Below are 14,768 nucleotides of genomic sequence, written 5' to 3'. Positions count from 1 at the left end.
TCGATAACGCGTCGACCTGCGGTCGGCGCTACTCGACGGACGGTTTCGGCTTGGCCCTGCTCGGCTGCACGCGCGGCGGCTCGCCCGGCATCTTCGGGTAGTCGGGAGGGAAGGGCAGTTCGCCCAGGCCGTTGTCGAGGTCGCGTTGCCACCACTCGAGAAGCGTGTCGATGGTGCCTGGCCGCTCCCCCAAGTCCGACCACGGGTCGCCGACGTCGGCCAACCTGTCGGGAACCGTGAGCACCGTGAAGTCCTGAGGACGCGCCGTCTCCACCTCGTCCCAGGTGATGGGGCACGACACGGACGCGTGCGGCAGCGGCCTGGGGCTGTAGGCACCCGCCATGGTGCGATCACGGTTGGCCTGGTTGAAGTCGACGAAGATCTTCTCGCCGCGCTCCTCCTTCCACCAGGCTGTGGTGACCTGCTCGGGCATGCGGCGCTCCAACTCGCGGGCCGCGGCGATGACGGCGTGCCGAACGTCGAGGAACTCGCGCTCCGGCCGGATCGGCGCGAACACGTGCAGGCCACGGTTGCCCGACGTCTTCACGTATGCCTCGAGACCCGCCTCGGCGAGAACCTTGCGCAGCTCGATCGCGGCGGGCACGGCATCAGAGAAATCCGTCCCTGGCTGCGGGTCGAGGTCGATGCGGAGCTGGTCGGGGTTGTCGGAGTCCTCAGCCCGTGACGGCCACGGGTGGAACACCAGGGTGCCCATCTGCACGGCCCACACCGCCGACGCCGGCTCGTCCAGCACGAGCTGCGGGTGCGAGCGCGCGCTGGGATAGACGACCTTCACGCTTCGGATGTAGTCAGGAGCGCCGCGCGGCGGGTTCTTCGAGAAGAACTGCTCGCCGTCGATCGTGTCGCGGAACCGCTGCAGCGACACCGGGCGATCGCCGTTGGCCTTCAGGAACGGCTCGGCGACGGCGAGGATGTACCGCGCGAGGTCGAGCTTCGTGATGCCCGGCTCCGGGTACACCACGCGTTCCGGATGACTGATACGCACCGACCGGGAGCCGTTCGGCCCGTCGACCTCCAGCGTGACGTCGTCGGCCATGGCATCCCCCGTGTCGTCGTGGTCTGCGGGGCACCGGCGGCCCCGTCTCGCGGCCAGACTACCGACGACCGCTGTCTCGGGCGAGGCCGGTAGCCTCTGACGAGTGCGCGCAGGGTCGCGCGGAAAGGCTGGAGGCGATGTCATCCGACACCCGGACCCGCACCATCGAATGGGAAGACCCGCACTCTCTCGCACGCGCCGGCCGTGAATTGCGCGGCGCGGACTTTCTTCGCGCGATGGCCGCGGGCGAGCTGCCTGCTCCCCCGATCTGCGCCACCATGAACATGGCGATCGTCGAGGTCGCCGAGGGAACCGTCGAATTCCAGTGCCTGCCGGACGAGTCGCACTACAACCCGATCGGAGTCGTGCACGGCGGACTGGTCTGCACCCTGCTCGACACGGTGCTGGGGTGCGCGGCGCACAGCACGCTGGAGGCGGGGTACGGCTACACGTCGATCGACATCTCCGTCGACTACCTGCGACCGGTCACGCTGGACTCCGGCCCCCTTCGCGCCGTCGGAACGGTGACGAAGCCGGGTCGTCGGGTCATCTTCGCGACGGGCGAAGTGACGGATGCCAAGGGTGCGCTCGTCGCGACGGCACGCTCCAGCCTGCTCGTCATGGAGCTGACCCGCCTGGTCTGATCTGCTCGTGTTCGAGGCGGGATCCGGTCAGTAGAGTCCCGTTCAGGACGCCGAGATGTTGACCAGCCAGTTCACGCCGAAACGGTCGACGAGCATGCCGAAAGAATCGCCCCACGGCGCCTGGACCAGCGGCTCGACGATGGTGGCGCCCTGCGAGAGCCCATCCCAGTAGCCACGCAGCGACGGCTCGTCGTCACCGCTCAGCGACACGCTGATCGAGGCGCCCGGCGTGTACTCCATGCGCTTCGGGGTGTCGGACGCCATCAGGGTGATCCCATTCGCGGCGACCAGCTGGGAGTGCATCACCTTGTCGAGGTCGCTCTCGTCCTCGTCGGAGTGGAGGTCGCGGAACGTGCTCACCGTGAGGTCACCGCCGAAGACGGTCTGGTAGAACTCCATCGCCTCGCGCGCACCGTCGCGGAAGCTGAGGTAGGGGTTGAGGGTGACGGCCATGATCGGCTCCTTCGTCTGATGATGCCGCCAACGCTAGTTGCCTCAGGCGCGCGCGTCTGCCCCCCGGGTCAGGACGGAAGCCAGCTCGAGCTCCAGTGCCGCGCGCGGTTTGGAGCCGACGATGGTGCGCTCCGTGCGGCCGTCGACGAGCAGCTTCATCGTCGGCACAGCCATCACGCGGAACTCTGCAGCGAGGCGCGGGCTGTCGTCAGCGTTGACCTTCACCACGGTGAAGGCCCCTGCTGCGTCATCCTCGATCGATTCCAGCGTCGGTCCGAGCACCCGGCACGGCCCGCACCAGGTCGCCCAGAAGTACACGAGAACGGGGGTCTTGGCCGAGTCGACCACCGACTGGAAGTTCGACTCGTCGGCGGTGATCATCGGGTGCCTCCCAGCGCTGCGGATGACACAGGCACTGCGGTCGACGCGGCGAACTGGCATCCGGCCTCGGTTCGGGCTTCCGCGCTCTCGAGCAGCTCTTCGAGCGCCGTACGGCGATGCTGCAGCTCGTCGATACGCGAGGTGAGCTCCGCGATCGCCTCGCGGTATGCGGGCCGGGTGGCCGGGCAGTCGTCGGCGTGCTCGCCCCCAGCGGCGAGGCAGTCGAGGAACGGCCTCGTCCTCTCCAGCGGGATGCCCGCCCTGCCGAGCGCATTCGCCTCGGCCACCAGTCTGACCGACTCGTCGTCGTAGTCCCGATAGCCGTTCAGCAGCCGCGACGAAACGATCAGGCCGAGGGACTCGTAGTGGCGAACGGTCTTCACCGTCACGCCGGCGCGTTCTGCCACCTCGCCGATTCTCATGATGTGCCTCCCTGGTAGGCCACCACGGTAAACCTTGACCTCATGGTCAAGGTCAAGGCTCAGTGAGAGCGGAAGAAGTCGTTCGCCCGCCCGGTCCAGAGCAGGATGATGATGATCAGCGAAATGAGTGCGCTGATCGCGGCCCACGCGAACTGGCTCGGTGAGGCGAATGCGGTGAACGCGTCTGCGACGATCGCGAGCAGCTGAATCACCGTGACGATGATGCGGGCACCGCGGGATCCGCGGAGCAGGCCACCCGCTATCAGCACGACGATGAGGCCGAAGAGGATGGCCAGGATCGCCGAGGTGATGAGGGCGGTGGGCCCGTACCAGGCGGCCTTGACGCTCGGCTGGTTCTGGAACACCAGCAGAAGCACACCGGCGATGATGTTGAGGGCACCCTCGATCCAGGCGAGCACGGCGATCAGGGTCACACCGGCTGGGCGGCGCGCGGTCTGGCTCATGTGTCTTCTCCTCGGCGGTGTCGATGCCTTCGTCGGCGGCACGTTGCGCCCACAGTATCGGCACCGCGTGCTCGGACGCGAGACCGACCCGGATAGCTGAGTGCTCGGATGAGCAACACCGGCGAAAAGCTTTCGCGCAGCCGTCACTCAGGGTTCACTGTCACCTGCTTGGGTGACACGCGTCGAAGGGGAACAGGCATGCGCACACACATCAGACGAACCTCGAGAGGTGCCGCCGTCGCGGTCGCCGTTCTCGGGGTGATCTCGGGATCTCTCGCCGTCGCGACGGCGGCCCAGGCACAGCCGTCGAGCTCTGTCGTGGTGAACGAGGTCTATGGAGGCGGCGGCAACTCCGGCTCCACATACACGAACGACTTCGTCGAGCTGACCAACCGCGGCACATCGGCGGTCGACCTCAGCGGATGGTCGGTGCAGTACCACGCCAAGGCCGCAACCGGCACCTGGCAGGTCACGCAGCTCACAGGCAGCATCGCGCCTGGCGCGTTCTACGTCGTCGCCGAGGCCAAGGGCACGGGCGGCACCACGCCGCTTCCCCAGGCCGACGCCAGCGGCTCCATCGCGATGTCGGCCACAGACGGCACCATCGCACTGGTCTCCGGTACGACTGCTCTGACGTGCGCCGACTCGGCCTCCTGCGAGGCGGCATCCGTCGACCTCGTCGGCTTCGGCACAGCGGCGCTCGCCGAAGGCTCCCCGGCGACGGGTGCCTCGAACACGCAGTCCGTTCAGCGCACCGACGCCGCCGACACCGACGTCAACGCGACCGACTTCACGGCGGCCGCCCCGACCCCGGGAGCCGCCACCGCCGACCAGGGTGGCGGAGGAGACCAGACGCCGCCCACGCCGGGGACGACGCGCATCCACGATATCCAGGGCGACAGCTTCGTCTCGCCGCTCAACAACCAGAACGTCAGCAACGTGCCCGGCATCGTGACCGGAGTGCGCACCTCCGGCAGCAGCCGCGGCTTCTGGATGCAGGACCCCCAGCCCGACACGAATCCCGCGACGAGCGAGGGCGTCTTCGTCTACACCGGGAGCGCTCCGAGTGTGAAGGCCGGCGACTCCGTTCTCGTCAGCGGTGGAGTGAAGGACTACTACCCGCTCGCCAGCGGGGACTCGCTCGCGCAGACATCCAATCTCTCCATCACCGAGATCGAGAACCCGCAGGTGTACGTCGTCTCGCATGGCAACCCCCTGCCCGCCCCGATCGTGATCACGCCGACCACGGTGCCGAACACGTACGCGCCCGACCTCAACGGCGGCAACATCGAGAGCACCCCGATCACGCCGACGCGGTCGGCGCTCGACTACTACGAGTCGATCGAAGGGATGCTCGTGCAGGTGAACGACGCGCGTGTCGTCGGCCCGAGCGACGCATACGGCGAGCAGTACATCACCACCAAGCCCGACCAGAACGTCAGCTACCGCGGCGGGACCCTCCTGACCGGCGAGAACCAGACGCCCTCCGGACGCCTCGAGGTCGTGCCTGCCGACGGGTCGAACCCCGAGGTCACCGTCGGCGATGTCTTCACGGGAGCAACCGTGGGCCCGATCGACTACTCGCTGTACGGCGGATGCTTGATCGCAGCGACCACGCTCGGCCAGGTGAAGGCCGGCGGTCTCGCTCCCATTGTGGCCAAGAAGGCCGGGGCAGACCAGCTCTCCGTCGCGACGTACAACGTCGAGAACCTCGCGCCGTCAGACCCGGCCTCCAAGTACACGGCACTCGCTCAGGGCGTCGTGACCAACCTCGCCTCGCCCGACGTCGTGGCGCTCGAAGAGGTGCAGGACAACGACGGTGCGACCGACTCCGGAACCGTGGCAGCCGACCAGACCCTCGCGAAGCTGACCGCCGCGATCCACGCGGCGGGCGGTCCGTTGTACGACTGGCGTGAGATCGACCCGGTGAACGACCAGGACGGCGGGCAGCCCGGCGGCAACATCCGCGTCGCGTTCCTGTTCGACCCGACGCGCGTCTCGTTCGTCGACCGTGGCGGCTCGAGCGTCGACCGCTCAACGACGGCGACCGCTGTCGTGAAGTCGCACGGCGAACCGCAGCTCACCCTCTCCCCCGGTCGCATCGACCCGACCAGCGACGCCTGGACCTCCAGCCGCAAGCCCCTGGTGGGCGAGTTCGACTTCCGCGGACAGGACGTCTTCGTCATCGGCAACCACTTCGACGCGAAGCTCGGCGACCAGAACGCAGACGGACGCTACCAGTACCCCGACCAGTCGTCGGCGGTGCAGCGCCAACAGCAGGCGACCGAGGTGCACGACTTCGTCGCATCGCTGCTGAAGGCGGACAAGAAGGCGAAGGTGATCGTCGCCGGCGACCTCAACGACTACCAGTTCAGCCCGGCGCTCAAGACGCTCACCGGCGCTGCCACCGGCAAGCCCATCCTGACCGACCTGATCACGACGCTGCCGAAGAACCAGCAGTACACGTACGACTACGACGGCATCTCCGAGGTGCTCGACCACATTCTGGTCACCTCTGGTGTCGGCACGCCGACGTACCAGGTCGTGCACATCAACTCCGAGTTCGCCAACCAGACGAGTGACCACGACCCGCAGGAGGTCGCGATCACCGTCGGCAAGAAGAACTCCGCGCCGCCGATCGGACCCGCCTCTCGGGCGTGCCCGCCCGACGCCACGGCGTTGAACTATTCGGATGCCCTCGACAAGCTCGTCTACAACGGTGTCGAGATCGGCGGCCTGTCGTCGCTCGCGCGCGACGCCAAGTCGCACGGGTACGTCTCCGCTGTCGACAACCACGCCAGCGACCCCGCTCGCATCTGGTTCCTCTCCGGCACCACGAACCCGAAGGTCACCCGCGACCCGCTGGTGCTGAAGCGCCCGGACGGCACGCCGTACAACGGGATCGACAGCGACAACGAGGGCCTCGCTGTGCTGCCGAGCGGCGACTTCGTGGTGAGCAGCGAGACCGAACCGTCGATCCGCATCTTCGGGCGTGACGGCGTGCAGAAGGCATCGCTCGACATCCCCGCGCGGTTCGCGGTGACAGGCACGACCCCGGCCGGTCAGGCCACGTCGAACGCCACGCTCGAGGGCCTGACCATCACACCGGATGGCAAGACCATCGTCGCCTCGATGGAGGGCGCGCTCTCCGGCGACGTCTCCGCCGACGGTGACGCGACGGCGCATCGTCTGCTGGTGTACACGCAGGGCAAGAAGAACAGCGGCTGGACGCTCGAGAAGCAGATCGAGTACCGCACGGAGCCCGGCATGCGCATTCCGGAGATCGCCGCCTACGACAACGACTCGATCGTGGTCGAGGAGGCCGCCTTCAGCACGACGGTCGGCAACTCGGTCGACCTCTACGCCGTGAAGGGCCTGCACAAGGCTGCAGACGTCAGCAAGATCGGCAACCTTTCAGAGGCGAAGGACTCGCTCGCGGTGGACAAGACCCTGGTGGCGAACCTCGTTCAGTGCCCGACACTCGGCGCACAGGCCAAGGAGACGCAGGCGAACCCGCTGCTGGACAACTTCGAGGGGATGGCGGTCGGGCCGGTCATCCACGGCCACACCGCCGAGATCTCCCTGATCAGCGACGACAACTTCAGCGCGACGCAGACCACGCGGGTGCTGAACCTCGCCGCCAGGCTGCCCTAACGGAGTCACCGCCTCGCGGCATCGGCCGATAGCGAACCGCGCGCACCGGGCTTACCGCCTCGGTGCGCGCGGTTCGCGTGTTAAACCCCTGGCTGCTGCCAGTCTTGACACGTGACTGAAGTGCTCGTCGTCATCGTGACCGCGTTGCTGGTCATCGCCGCCTCCGCACTGATCGGCCCGCGCCTGGGGATCGCCTCCCCCCTCGTGCTCGTGGCGGTGGGCGTCGCGGTGAGCTTCCTTCCGATGTTCGGGTCGGTGGAGATCGAACCGGAATGGATTCTCGAGGGCGTGCTTCCTCCGCTGCTGTACTCGTCTGCGGTGTCGATGCCGTCGATGAACTTCCGCCGCGAGTTCGGGGCGATCAGCGGGTTGTCGGTGGTGCTCGTCGTCGCCAGCTCACTGCTGCTCGGGGTGTTCTTCGCGCTGGTCATCCCTGGCCTCGGGTTCGCGTGGGGAGTCGCGCTCGGCGCCGTGATCAGCCCGACGGATGCGGTCGCGACGTCGATCATCAAGAAGACCGGTACCTCGAAGCGCGTGGTCGCGATTCTCGACGGAGAGAGCCTGCTGAACGATGCGACGGCCCTCGTGCTTCTGCGCACAGCGATCGTCGCGGTCGCGGCGACGTTCTCGTTCTGGGGCACCGTCGGCACGTTCGCGTACTCCGTCGTGGTGGCTGTGCTCGTCGGCGGGGCCGTTGGATGGCTGAACCTCATCGTGCGCAAACACGTCACGGACCCAACGGTGAACACCGTCATCTCGTTCACCGTGCCGTTCGTGGCGGCGGTGCCTGCCGAGCTGTTCGGGGCATCCGGGCTGGTGGCGGCGGTCGTCGCCGGCATCGTCACGGGCATCCGTGCGCCCCGCGATCTCTCGCCGCAGAACCGCCTGTCGGACTCGCAGAACTGGCGCACCGTCGAGCTCGTGCTCGAGGGCGCCGTGTTCCTGACGATGGGGCTGCAGCTCAAGTCGATCGTGGAGAGCGTCGAGAAGGACCACGCGGGGGTGTGGACGGCGGTGCTCATCGCGGTCGCCGCACTGGTGCTGACGATTCTGATCAGAGCGGCCTTCGTGGCGCCCTTGCTGGGCATCCTTTCGCGCCGGGTGCGCCGAGGCAGGAAGATGCAGCCACGCCTCGAGGGACTGCAGGAACAGATGACCACGCCGGTCGGTCAGCAGGAGGCGATCGAGCAGATGAGTGCGCGCGGTCGTTCGGCGACGATCCGCGACCTCGACCGATTCGCCCGTCGGGTGACGAAGGTGCTGGCCGACATCGACTACTTCCGCCGGGAGCGCCTCGGCTGGCGGGAGGGCCTCACCGTGGTGTGGGCGGGGATGCGCGGTGCCGTGACCGTCGCGGCCGTGCAGACGCTCCCGGCCAGCACGCCCCAGCGATCGGTTCTGGTGCTCATCGCGTTCGCCGTCGCCGCCCTGTCGCTGCTGGTGCAGGGCGGCACGATCGGCCCCCTCGTTCGCATGATCACGCCGAAGGTCGACCAGACGGCGGTGGACAAGCAGAACGAGGAGGAGCGCGCCAAGATCATGCAGCTTCTCCGATCGAGCGCCGAGGCCGTCCCCGAGCCGCCGCGCCCCGACGGCGAGCCCACGCTCGCGAACTTCGAGGAACAGCGGAAGTACCGGCTCGCGGTGCTCGAGGCGCAACGCTCCGAGCTGCTGGATGCCCGCGACAACGGCATCTTCGACGCCGACGTGCTCGAGAGCCTGCTCGCGAACCTCGACGCGTCGCAGATCGCGATCGAGCTGCGCGGCACCCTGGGCTGACGCGTCCATCCGAAGTCGTCGCCACTTCGCGCCGGATCTCCGCCGCATCCCCCCGCCCGCACCCGCCATCCCGCCATCCCGCCATCCCGCCGAAGTCGTCGCCACTTTGCGCGGAATCCCCGCCGCCGAACCCGCACAAAGTGGCGACGACTTGGGGATGGGTGGTGTGTGGCGGGTGGGATGGCCGGAGCTAGATGTCAGGTGCGGGTGCGAATCGCGGTCACCACGTGGGCCAGCTCGAGGGGATTCCTGGTGTCGTTGGCATCAATGACGATCGGATCCTCATGGATCGGCTCCTCGAAGCTCGCCACGTGATCATCGAGGACCTCGTCGATGACGTCATGGCGTGATCCGTCGGCACGATTGGCGAGCACTCGCTCGCGCTGCAACTCTGGAGAGATCCGCACCCAGACCACCGCGCATGACGCGTCGTGTTCTGCGGCGAGCTCACGGAGCTCGTCACGGAGGAATCGGGGCGATCCCGTGTCATCCACGACCACGGAGTGCCCGGAGTCAAGCGAATCCGCGGCGCGCTCGTGCCCTATCGCCTTCGTCTTCACCCACTCCTAAATGGGTATGCCGTCGCCACCGTTCAGCCCACGCTCCTCGTTGATCGCGTCGAAACTCACGATGTCGGCGTCGAGCTCCTTCGCGAGAGCGCGCGCGAACGTGCTCTTTCCCGAGAAGGACAGACCGCACATCGCCACCAACACGCGGTGTCTCGCCACAGCGGTGCTCCCTTCGTCCCGACGAGATTATCGGGACGAGCGACGTCGTCAACGCCGCGGGTCGTCGCCACTTCGCGCGGAATCCCCGCCGCCGAACCCGCAACAAGTGGCGATTACTTGGGATGGGTGGTGGCGCGTGGCGACGACTTGGGGATGGTGGTGGCGCGGCGGGAATACCTTGGGAGGCTGGGCGTTGAAGCTGATAAGCCTCGACTCAAGTTCGGGGCGAGCATCGACAGGAGTCCCGGGAATCCGGGGCACAAGACGCGAAACAGGAGAATCAGTGCCTGAGAACTTCATCCCCGAAGAGGCCGGCGAGGGCAACTCGTTCGACGACTTCCTCGCGCGATACCTCGCGGGCGAGCGGGCGAGGACGTCCCGCTCGATCGACATCAGCCGCTTCCTCAGCCGACGCACCCAGGAGGTGCTGCAGGCCTCTGGCCGCTACGCGCTCGAGCACGGCAACAACGAGCTGGACGCCCTGCACATCCTGCGCGTGATGGCGGGCGAGGACCCGGCGGCCGAGGCCATGCGCCGCATCGGCGTCGACCCGGCACGCATCGTGCGCGCCGCAGAGCAGCGGCTCCCGCAGACCGGCGAGGCGACGACCGACGCACCCGCGCTCACGCCATCCGCGCAGCGCACGCTGTTCCATGCCTTCCAGGTGGCCCGTTCGTCCGGCTCGACCTACATCGATCCCGAGCACCTCTTCTACGCACTCGTGATCGCGCAGGACTCCCCCGCCGGCCAGGTGCTGCAGTCAGCGGGCGTGACGCCCGAGGCTCTCGCCGGCGCCATGCGCGAGGCCACAACGGTCGACGCTGGTCAGCCCACCGGCGGGCCGGATGTCGAGGGACAGGCATCCGAGACGCCGATGCTCGACCGCTTCGGTACCGACCTCACTCAGCTGGCCCGCGATGGCAAGCTCGACCCGGTGATCGGTCGCGTCGACGAGATCGAGCAGGCGGTGGAGATTCTCTCGCGCCGCACCAAGAACAACCCGGTGCTGGTCGGTGAGGCGGGTGTCGGCAAGACCGCCATCGTCGAGGGACTCGCGCAGGCGATCGTCGACGGCGGCGTACCCGAGCAGCTGCGCGACAAGCGGGTGATCTCGCTCGACCTGCCCGGCATGCTCGCAGGGACCCGCTACCGCGGTGACTTCGAAGAGCGCCTCACGAAGCTGATGGACGAGATCGCCCAGCGCAAGGGCGAGCTCATCGTCTTCATCGACGAGGTGCACACCGTGATGGGCGCCGGCGGCGCAGGTGACGGCGGTATGGATGCCGGCAACATCCTCAAGCCCCGCCTCGCCAAGGGCGACCTGCACCTGGTCGGAGCGACCACCCTGAAGGAGTACCGGCAGATCGAGAAGGACCCGGCGCTGGAGCGTCGCTTCCAGCCGGTGACCGTCGCGGAGCCCTCCATCGAAGACGCCGTCACGATCCTCTCCGGACTGCGTCACGCGTACGAGGAGCACCACGGTGTGACCTACACCGACGACGCCGTACGCGCGGCCGTCGAGCTGTCGGCTCGCTACGTGTCCGACCGCTTCCTGCCCGACAAGGCGATCGACCTGATCGACCAGGCGGGCGCGCGGCTTCGGTTGCGTCTTGGAAAGCAGGTCGACACGTCAGCGCTGATGCAGCAGCTCGCTGACCTGGAGGCGGACAAGAACGCCGCCGTGTCGGGTGAGCACTACGAGGAGGCCTCGCGCATCCGCGACGAGATCGCCGCCGTGCAGGAGAAGCTTGCACAGGCATCCGCCGCCGGCGCATCGACTCGCCAGGAGAGCGCGGTCGTCGACGAGGCGCAGATCGCAGGCGTCGTGTCGCGTGCGACGGGCATCCCGGTCGCACGCGTCGGTGAGGCCGACCGCGAGCGTCTGGCGAAGCTCGAGAGCGAGCTGCACGAGCGTGTCATCGGTCAGGACGACGCGGTGACCTCTGTGGCGAAGGCCGTTCGACGCAACCGAACGGGCATGGGCGACGAGCACCGTCCCGTCGGCAGTTTCCTGTTCCTCGGACCGACCGGCGTCGGAAAGACCGAGCTGGCGAAGGCCCTGGCGTCTTCGCTGTTCGGCTCGGAGCGTTCGATGATCCGGTTCGACATGAGCGAGTTCGGTGAGCGCCACACGGCCGCACGGCTGATCGGCGCCCCTCCCGGATACGTCGGCTACGACGAGGCCGGCCAGCTGACCGAGCGCGTTCGCCGCAACCCGTATTCCGTGCTCCTCTTCGACGAGATCGAGAAGGCGCACCCCGACATCTTCAACCTGCTGCTGCAGGTGCTGGATGACGGACGCCTGACCGACGGCCAGGGTCGCACGGTCGACTTCCGCAACACCGTCGTGATCATGACCTCGAACCTCGGTTCGGAGTTCCTCGCGTCCAAGAGCGGCGCACTCGGATTCGTCGCCCCTGGGGCCGACGGGTTCGGGGACGAGAAGGCGCTGCGCGACCGCGTCATGGGCAAGCTGCGCGAGAACATGCGGCCGGAGTTCCTGAACCGCATCGACGAGATCGTGCTGTTCCGCAAGCTCGACCGCGAGCAGCTGCGCGACATCGTTCGCCTGCTGCTGCACGCGACGGAGGCACGCCTCGCCCAGCGCGAGATCACGCTGACGGTGACGGACGCCGCTGTGCAGTGGATCGCCGACCACGGCTACGAGCCCGAGTTCGGCGCCCGTCCGTTGCGCAGGCTGATCCAGCGTGAGGTCGACGACCGCATCGCCGACCTGCTGGTGGACGGATCCGTCGATGACGGATCCGTCGTACGAGTGGACGTCGTCGGAGACGAGCTGCTCGTCACCTCGGGCGAGCGGATGCCTGCAGCCGCCTGACCCCCGCAAACCCAGAGCGCCCCGGTGCGACCCCCACGTGCCGGGGCGCCTCTGTGTCTGCGGCACTGTATCTGCGGCGCAGGGTCTGCGGCACTGTGTCTGCGGCGCAGGGTCTGCGGCACTGTGTCTGCGGCACTGGCTTTGTGGCACTGGGTCTGCGGTGCGCTGCCTACACTGCAAGCCATGGACGTGGTCATCCGCGCCGCAACCCTCGCGGACGCGGCTGCCATCGCGGAGATGATGTCGAGAGCCTTCCACGACGACCCGGTGATGCGCTGGGTCGTGCCTCACGCCGCCGGTCGACCACGTCGGCTGCGCAGGCTGTACGAGGCGATCGTGCGCCACGAGGGCATCCCGATGGGCGCGACGGACGTCGCGGTGCGTGAAGGCGTTGTGGTCGGCGCCGCGGTCTGGCGTCCGCCGAGGCGCAGGATGACCCCGTGGCGGGCAGTGCCGTTCGCGTTGTCCTGCGGGTGGACGCTCGGCACGGACATCCCTCGCATGACGGCGATGGGGCGCAGCGTGTTCCGCGAGCACCCCCGCGAGCCGCACTGGTACCTGCAGTTGCTGGCGGTCGATCCCGAGGCCCAAGGGTCGGGTGCCGGTACGGAGCTGGTGCGCCGTGGACTGGAGCGTGTCGACCGCGACGGCACCGTCGCCTACCTGGAGACCACGCAGGGCAACCTGGCGTTCTACGAGCGGCTCGGCTTCCCCGCCGTCGGCGAGATCGCCATGCCTCGCGGGTGCGCCAGCCAGTTTCGGCTCCTGCGCAGTGCTCGCTGAGTGAATCCGGGCCTCGCGAGAACGCTGCCGGCGGCGAACGCACCCAACGGCATCGGCGCCCAGTACTGAACCAGCCGCCACGCCGTGACACCCAGCACCGCGACGCCGTGGGTCGCGCCCACAGCGGCGAAGGCCGGAACCATGACGCCCTCGACGATGCCGACGCCGCCCGGGGTGACAGGCAGGAGGGCGAGGATGCCCGCCAGCGCGTAGATCAGAAGCAGGGGCGCCGGTGGCGCGATCATGCCGAAGGCGGCGAACATGATCCACAGCGCCGCGGCGTCGAGCCCCCAGTTCGCGACGGCCCAGAAGACCGCGATGGCGAACCTGCGCCGGTTCCCGGCCAGCCCGCGTACGGCCCGGATGGTGTGCGCGAACGATCGCGTCACCCGATCGGCGCGATCCCCCGGCAGTCGCGCGACGACGGCGTGGACGAGACGCAGAGCCCTCGCGGGACGCACCATGGCGAGAACCATGACCGCGGCGACCGTTCCGAAGACGCCGACCATGAACACCCCGATCACCCGGTAGTACATGGGCGTCGGAAGCGCGGCGATCGAGCTCAGCAGACCGATGCCGAACAACGCTCCGAGCGCCAGGTTCGAGAGAACGACCTCTGCGGCGATGCCGCCGACCGCCGCGCCGCCCGGAGTGCCGGAACGGGTGAACAGGTGATACCTCAGCGCGAGGGATGCCGGTCCCCCGCCCGGCATCGAGTTGCCGACCCCGATGCCCGCGATGTCCACGCGAGCCACCCGCCAGAAGCCGGGCCTGGTCACCGGGTCGAGCGTCGTCGAGGTCAGACGGGCGAGCGCTGCCCACGAGAGCACCTCGACAGCGAGCCCGGCGAGGAGTAGGGGCACCGAGACGTGCGACACGACGGAGACCGCGTGTGCGGCATCCTTCCACTGCGGAACGACGACGAACACGATGAGCGCCGCCGCAACGGCGACCGCAAGACTCAGTCGGATGACACGCGACCGGTTCGCACGCGCGAGTGCTCGGCCCTCCCGTTCCGCCACAGCGACAGGAGTCCCTCGCCGAGCGGTGCGCCACGGGACCACGACGACGAGTCAACCACTCCCGCCTCGGGGCGCGCTGGATCAGCGCGACCGGATCAGGCTCGCGCGGGTTCGCTCGACGACGCGCGCCGCTGGGTGCGGAACACGACCGCCGTCGTGATGGCGAGCACGACGATGCCGATGGCCTCGACGATGATCGTCTCCGGCACGAGCGTGAAGGTCCAGGTCTCGGTGATGCCGAAGAGTCCGACGGTCAGCGCGAGGAACAGCGAGAGCAGCGAAACGACGAGGTACAGCAGGCTCAGAACCGTCGTGAGCCTGAGGAGCCAGCCGCGCGTGACGAGCATGCCGACGCCCAGCACCAGACTGCCGATGGCGTGCAGGACGAAGAGAACCCCGAGTATTCCGCCGACGCCGTCGAAGACCAGGAACCCGTGGAACCCGCCCGCCGTGAGAAGGATGATCGCGCTGAGGATCCGCATGACCCAGAGGAGACCTTGGTTGGTGCCTGCCATTCCCGTTCACCTGCCTTCCGAAGCGGT

12 protein-coding genes and 1 pseudogene are annotated in these 14,768 nt (G+C 68.2%); 5 read left to right on the top strand and 8 right to left on the bottom strand.

Annotated elements, in window-relative coordinates; translation table 11 throughout:
* Positions 1-28: 28 nt before the first annotated feature.
* Positions 29-1,057 (bottom strand): DNA polymerase domain-containing protein, encoded by a 1,029-nt coding sequence (gene ligD, locus ACYVDN_RS02980; protein ID WP_460568292.1) that lies wholly within the window; start codon positions 1,055-1,057, stop codon positions 29-31.
* A 137-nt stretch (positions 1,058-1,194) separates the two neighbouring features.
* Here ligD and ACYVDN_RS02975 point away from each other — a divergent pair, with 137 nt between their 5' ends.
* Positions 1,195-1,701, top strand: coding sequence for a PaaI family thioesterase (locus ACYVDN_RS02975; RefSeq protein WP_460568290.1), 507 nt, complete (start codon positions 1,195-1,197; stop codon positions 1,699-1,701).
* A gap of 42 nt (positions 1,702-1,743) precedes the next feature.
* On the opposite strand, the gene ACYVDN_RS02970 is transcribed toward ACYVDN_RS02975, so the two are convergent.
* Genes ACYVDN_RS02970 through ACYVDN_RS02955 form a run of 4 tightly spaced genes read right to left on the bottom strand, consistent with a single transcriptional unit; the run spans position 1,744 to position 3,421 of the window.
* Positions 1,744-2,154, bottom strand: a complete 411-nt coding sequence (locus ACYVDN_RS02970; protein WP_460568288.1) for a VOC family protein — start codon at positions 2,152-2,154, stop codon at positions 1,744-1,746.
* A gap of 42 nt (positions 2,155-2,196) precedes the next feature.
* On the bottom strand, positions 2,197-2,535 hold the full coding sequence (locus tag ACYVDN_RS02965; protein WP_460568286.1) for a thioredoxin family protein: 339 nt from the start codon (positions 2,533-2,535) through the stop codon (positions 2,197-2,199).
* On the bottom strand, positions 2,532-2,957 hold the full coding sequence (locus ACYVDN_RS02960; RefSeq protein ID WP_460568284.1) for a MerR family transcriptional regulator: 426 nt from the start codon (positions 2,955-2,957) through the stop codon (positions 2,532-2,534). The genes ACYVDN_RS02965 and ACYVDN_RS02960 overlap by 4 nt, the downstream gene beginning before the upstream one ends.
* A gap of 59 nt (positions 2,958-3,016) precedes the next feature.
* Positions 3,017-3,421: a DUF7144 family membrane protein gene (locus ACYVDN_RS02955; protein ID WP_460568282.1), complete on the bottom strand. Its 405-nt coding sequence runs from the start codon at positions 3,419-3,421 to the stop codon at positions 3,017-3,019.
* A gap of 198 nt (positions 3,422-3,619) precedes the next feature.
* Here ACYVDN_RS02955 and ACYVDN_RS02950 point away from each other — a divergent pair, with 198 nt between their 5' ends.
* Positions 3,620-7,075, top strand: coding sequence for an esterase-like activity of phytase family protein (locus tag ACYVDN_RS02950; protein WP_460568280.1), 3,456 nt, complete (start codon positions 3,620-3,622; stop codon positions 7,073-7,075).
* Positions 7,076-7,186: 111 nt separating this feature from the next.
* Positions 7,187-8,854: a cation:proton antiporter gene (locus tag ACYVDN_RS02945; RefSeq protein WP_460568278.1), complete on the top strand. Its 1,668-nt coding sequence runs from the start codon at positions 7,187-7,189 to the stop codon at positions 8,852-8,854.
* Positions 8,855-9,051: 197 nt separating this feature from the next.
* Here ACYVDN_RS02945 and ACYVDN_RS02940 read toward each other — a convergent pair.
* Positions 9,052-9,555: pseudogene (locus ACYVDN_RS02940) on the bottom strand (AAA family ATPase).
* A 310-nt stretch (positions 9,556-9,865) separates the two neighbouring features.
* Here ACYVDN_RS02940 and ACYVDN_RS02935 point away from each other — a divergent pair.
* The gene (locus ACYVDN_RS02935; protein WP_460568276.1) at positions 9,866-12,421 is read left to right on the top strand and encodes an ATP-dependent Clp protease ATP-binding subunit; all 2,556 of its coding nucleotides are present in this window, start codon (positions 9,866-9,868) and stop codon (positions 12,419-12,421) included.
* A gap of 183 nt (positions 12,422-12,604) precedes the next feature.
* The gene (locus tag ACYVDN_RS02930; protein WP_460568274.1) at positions 12,605-13,204 is read left to right on the top strand and encodes a GNAT family N-acetyltransferase; all 600 of its coding nucleotides are present in this window, start codon (positions 12,605-12,607) and stop codon (positions 13,202-13,204) included.
* Here the strand turns inward: ACYVDN_RS02930 and ACYVDN_RS02925 are convergent.
* The gene (locus ACYVDN_RS02925) at positions 13,114-14,226 is read right to left on the bottom strand and encodes a lysylphosphatidylglycerol synthase transmembrane domain-containing protein (protein WP_460568272.1); all 1,113 of its coding nucleotides are present in this window, start codon (positions 14,224-14,226) and stop codon (positions 13,114-13,116) included. The genes ACYVDN_RS02930 and ACYVDN_RS02925 overlap by 91 nt on opposite strands.
* 95 nt (positions 14,227-14,321) lie before the next feature.
* Complete coding sequence (locus ACYVDN_RS02920; RefSeq protein ID WP_460568270.1) at positions 14,322-14,741, bottom strand: hypothetical protein; 420 nt, start codon at positions 14,739-14,741, stop codon at positions 14,322-14,324.
* Positions 14,742-14,768 lie beyond the last annotated feature (27 nt).

The sequence above is a fragment of the Humibacter soli genome, assembly GCF_054779035.1.
This window is presented reverse-complemented; position numbering and strand designations above follow the sequence as displayed.

Bases quoted from the DNA above. Each gene is read 5' to 3' on its own strand.
- ACYVDN_RS02920 (WP_460568270.1), bottom strand. From the start codon at position 14,741: ATGGCAGGCACCAACCAAGGTCTCCTCTGGGTCATGCGGATCCTCAGC.
- ACYVDN_RS02975 (WP_460568290.1), top strand. From the start codon at position 1,195: ATGTCATCCGACACCCGGACCCGCACCATCGAATGGGAAGACCCGCAC.
- ligD (WP_460568292.1), bottom strand. From the start codon at position 1,057: ATGGCCGACGACGTCACGCTGGAGGTCGACGGGCCGAACGGCTCCCGG.
- ACYVDN_RS02930 (WP_460568274.1), top strand. From the start codon at position 12,605: ATGGACGTGGTCATCCGCGCCGCAACCCTCGCGGACGCGGCTGCCATC.
- ACYVDN_RS02950 (WP_460568280.1), top strand. From the start codon at position 3,620: ATGCGCACACACATCAGACGAACCTCGAGAGGTGCCGCCGTCGCGGTC.
- ACYVDN_RS02960 (WP_460568284.1), bottom strand. From the start codon at position 2,957: ATGAGAATCGGCGAGGTGGCAGAACGCGCCGGCGTGACGGTGAAGACC.
- ACYVDN_RS02970 (WP_460568288.1), bottom strand. From the start codon at position 2,154: ATGGCCGTCACCCTCAACCCCTACCTCAGCTTCCGCGACGGTGCGCGC.
- ACYVDN_RS02955 (WP_460568282.1), bottom strand. From the start codon at position 3,421: ATGAGCCAGACCGCGCGCCGCCCAGCCGGTGTGACCCTGATCGCCGTG.
- ACYVDN_RS02965 (WP_460568286.1), bottom strand. From the start codon at position 2,535: ATGATCACCGCCGACGAGTCGAACTTCCAGTCGGTGGTCGACTCGGCC.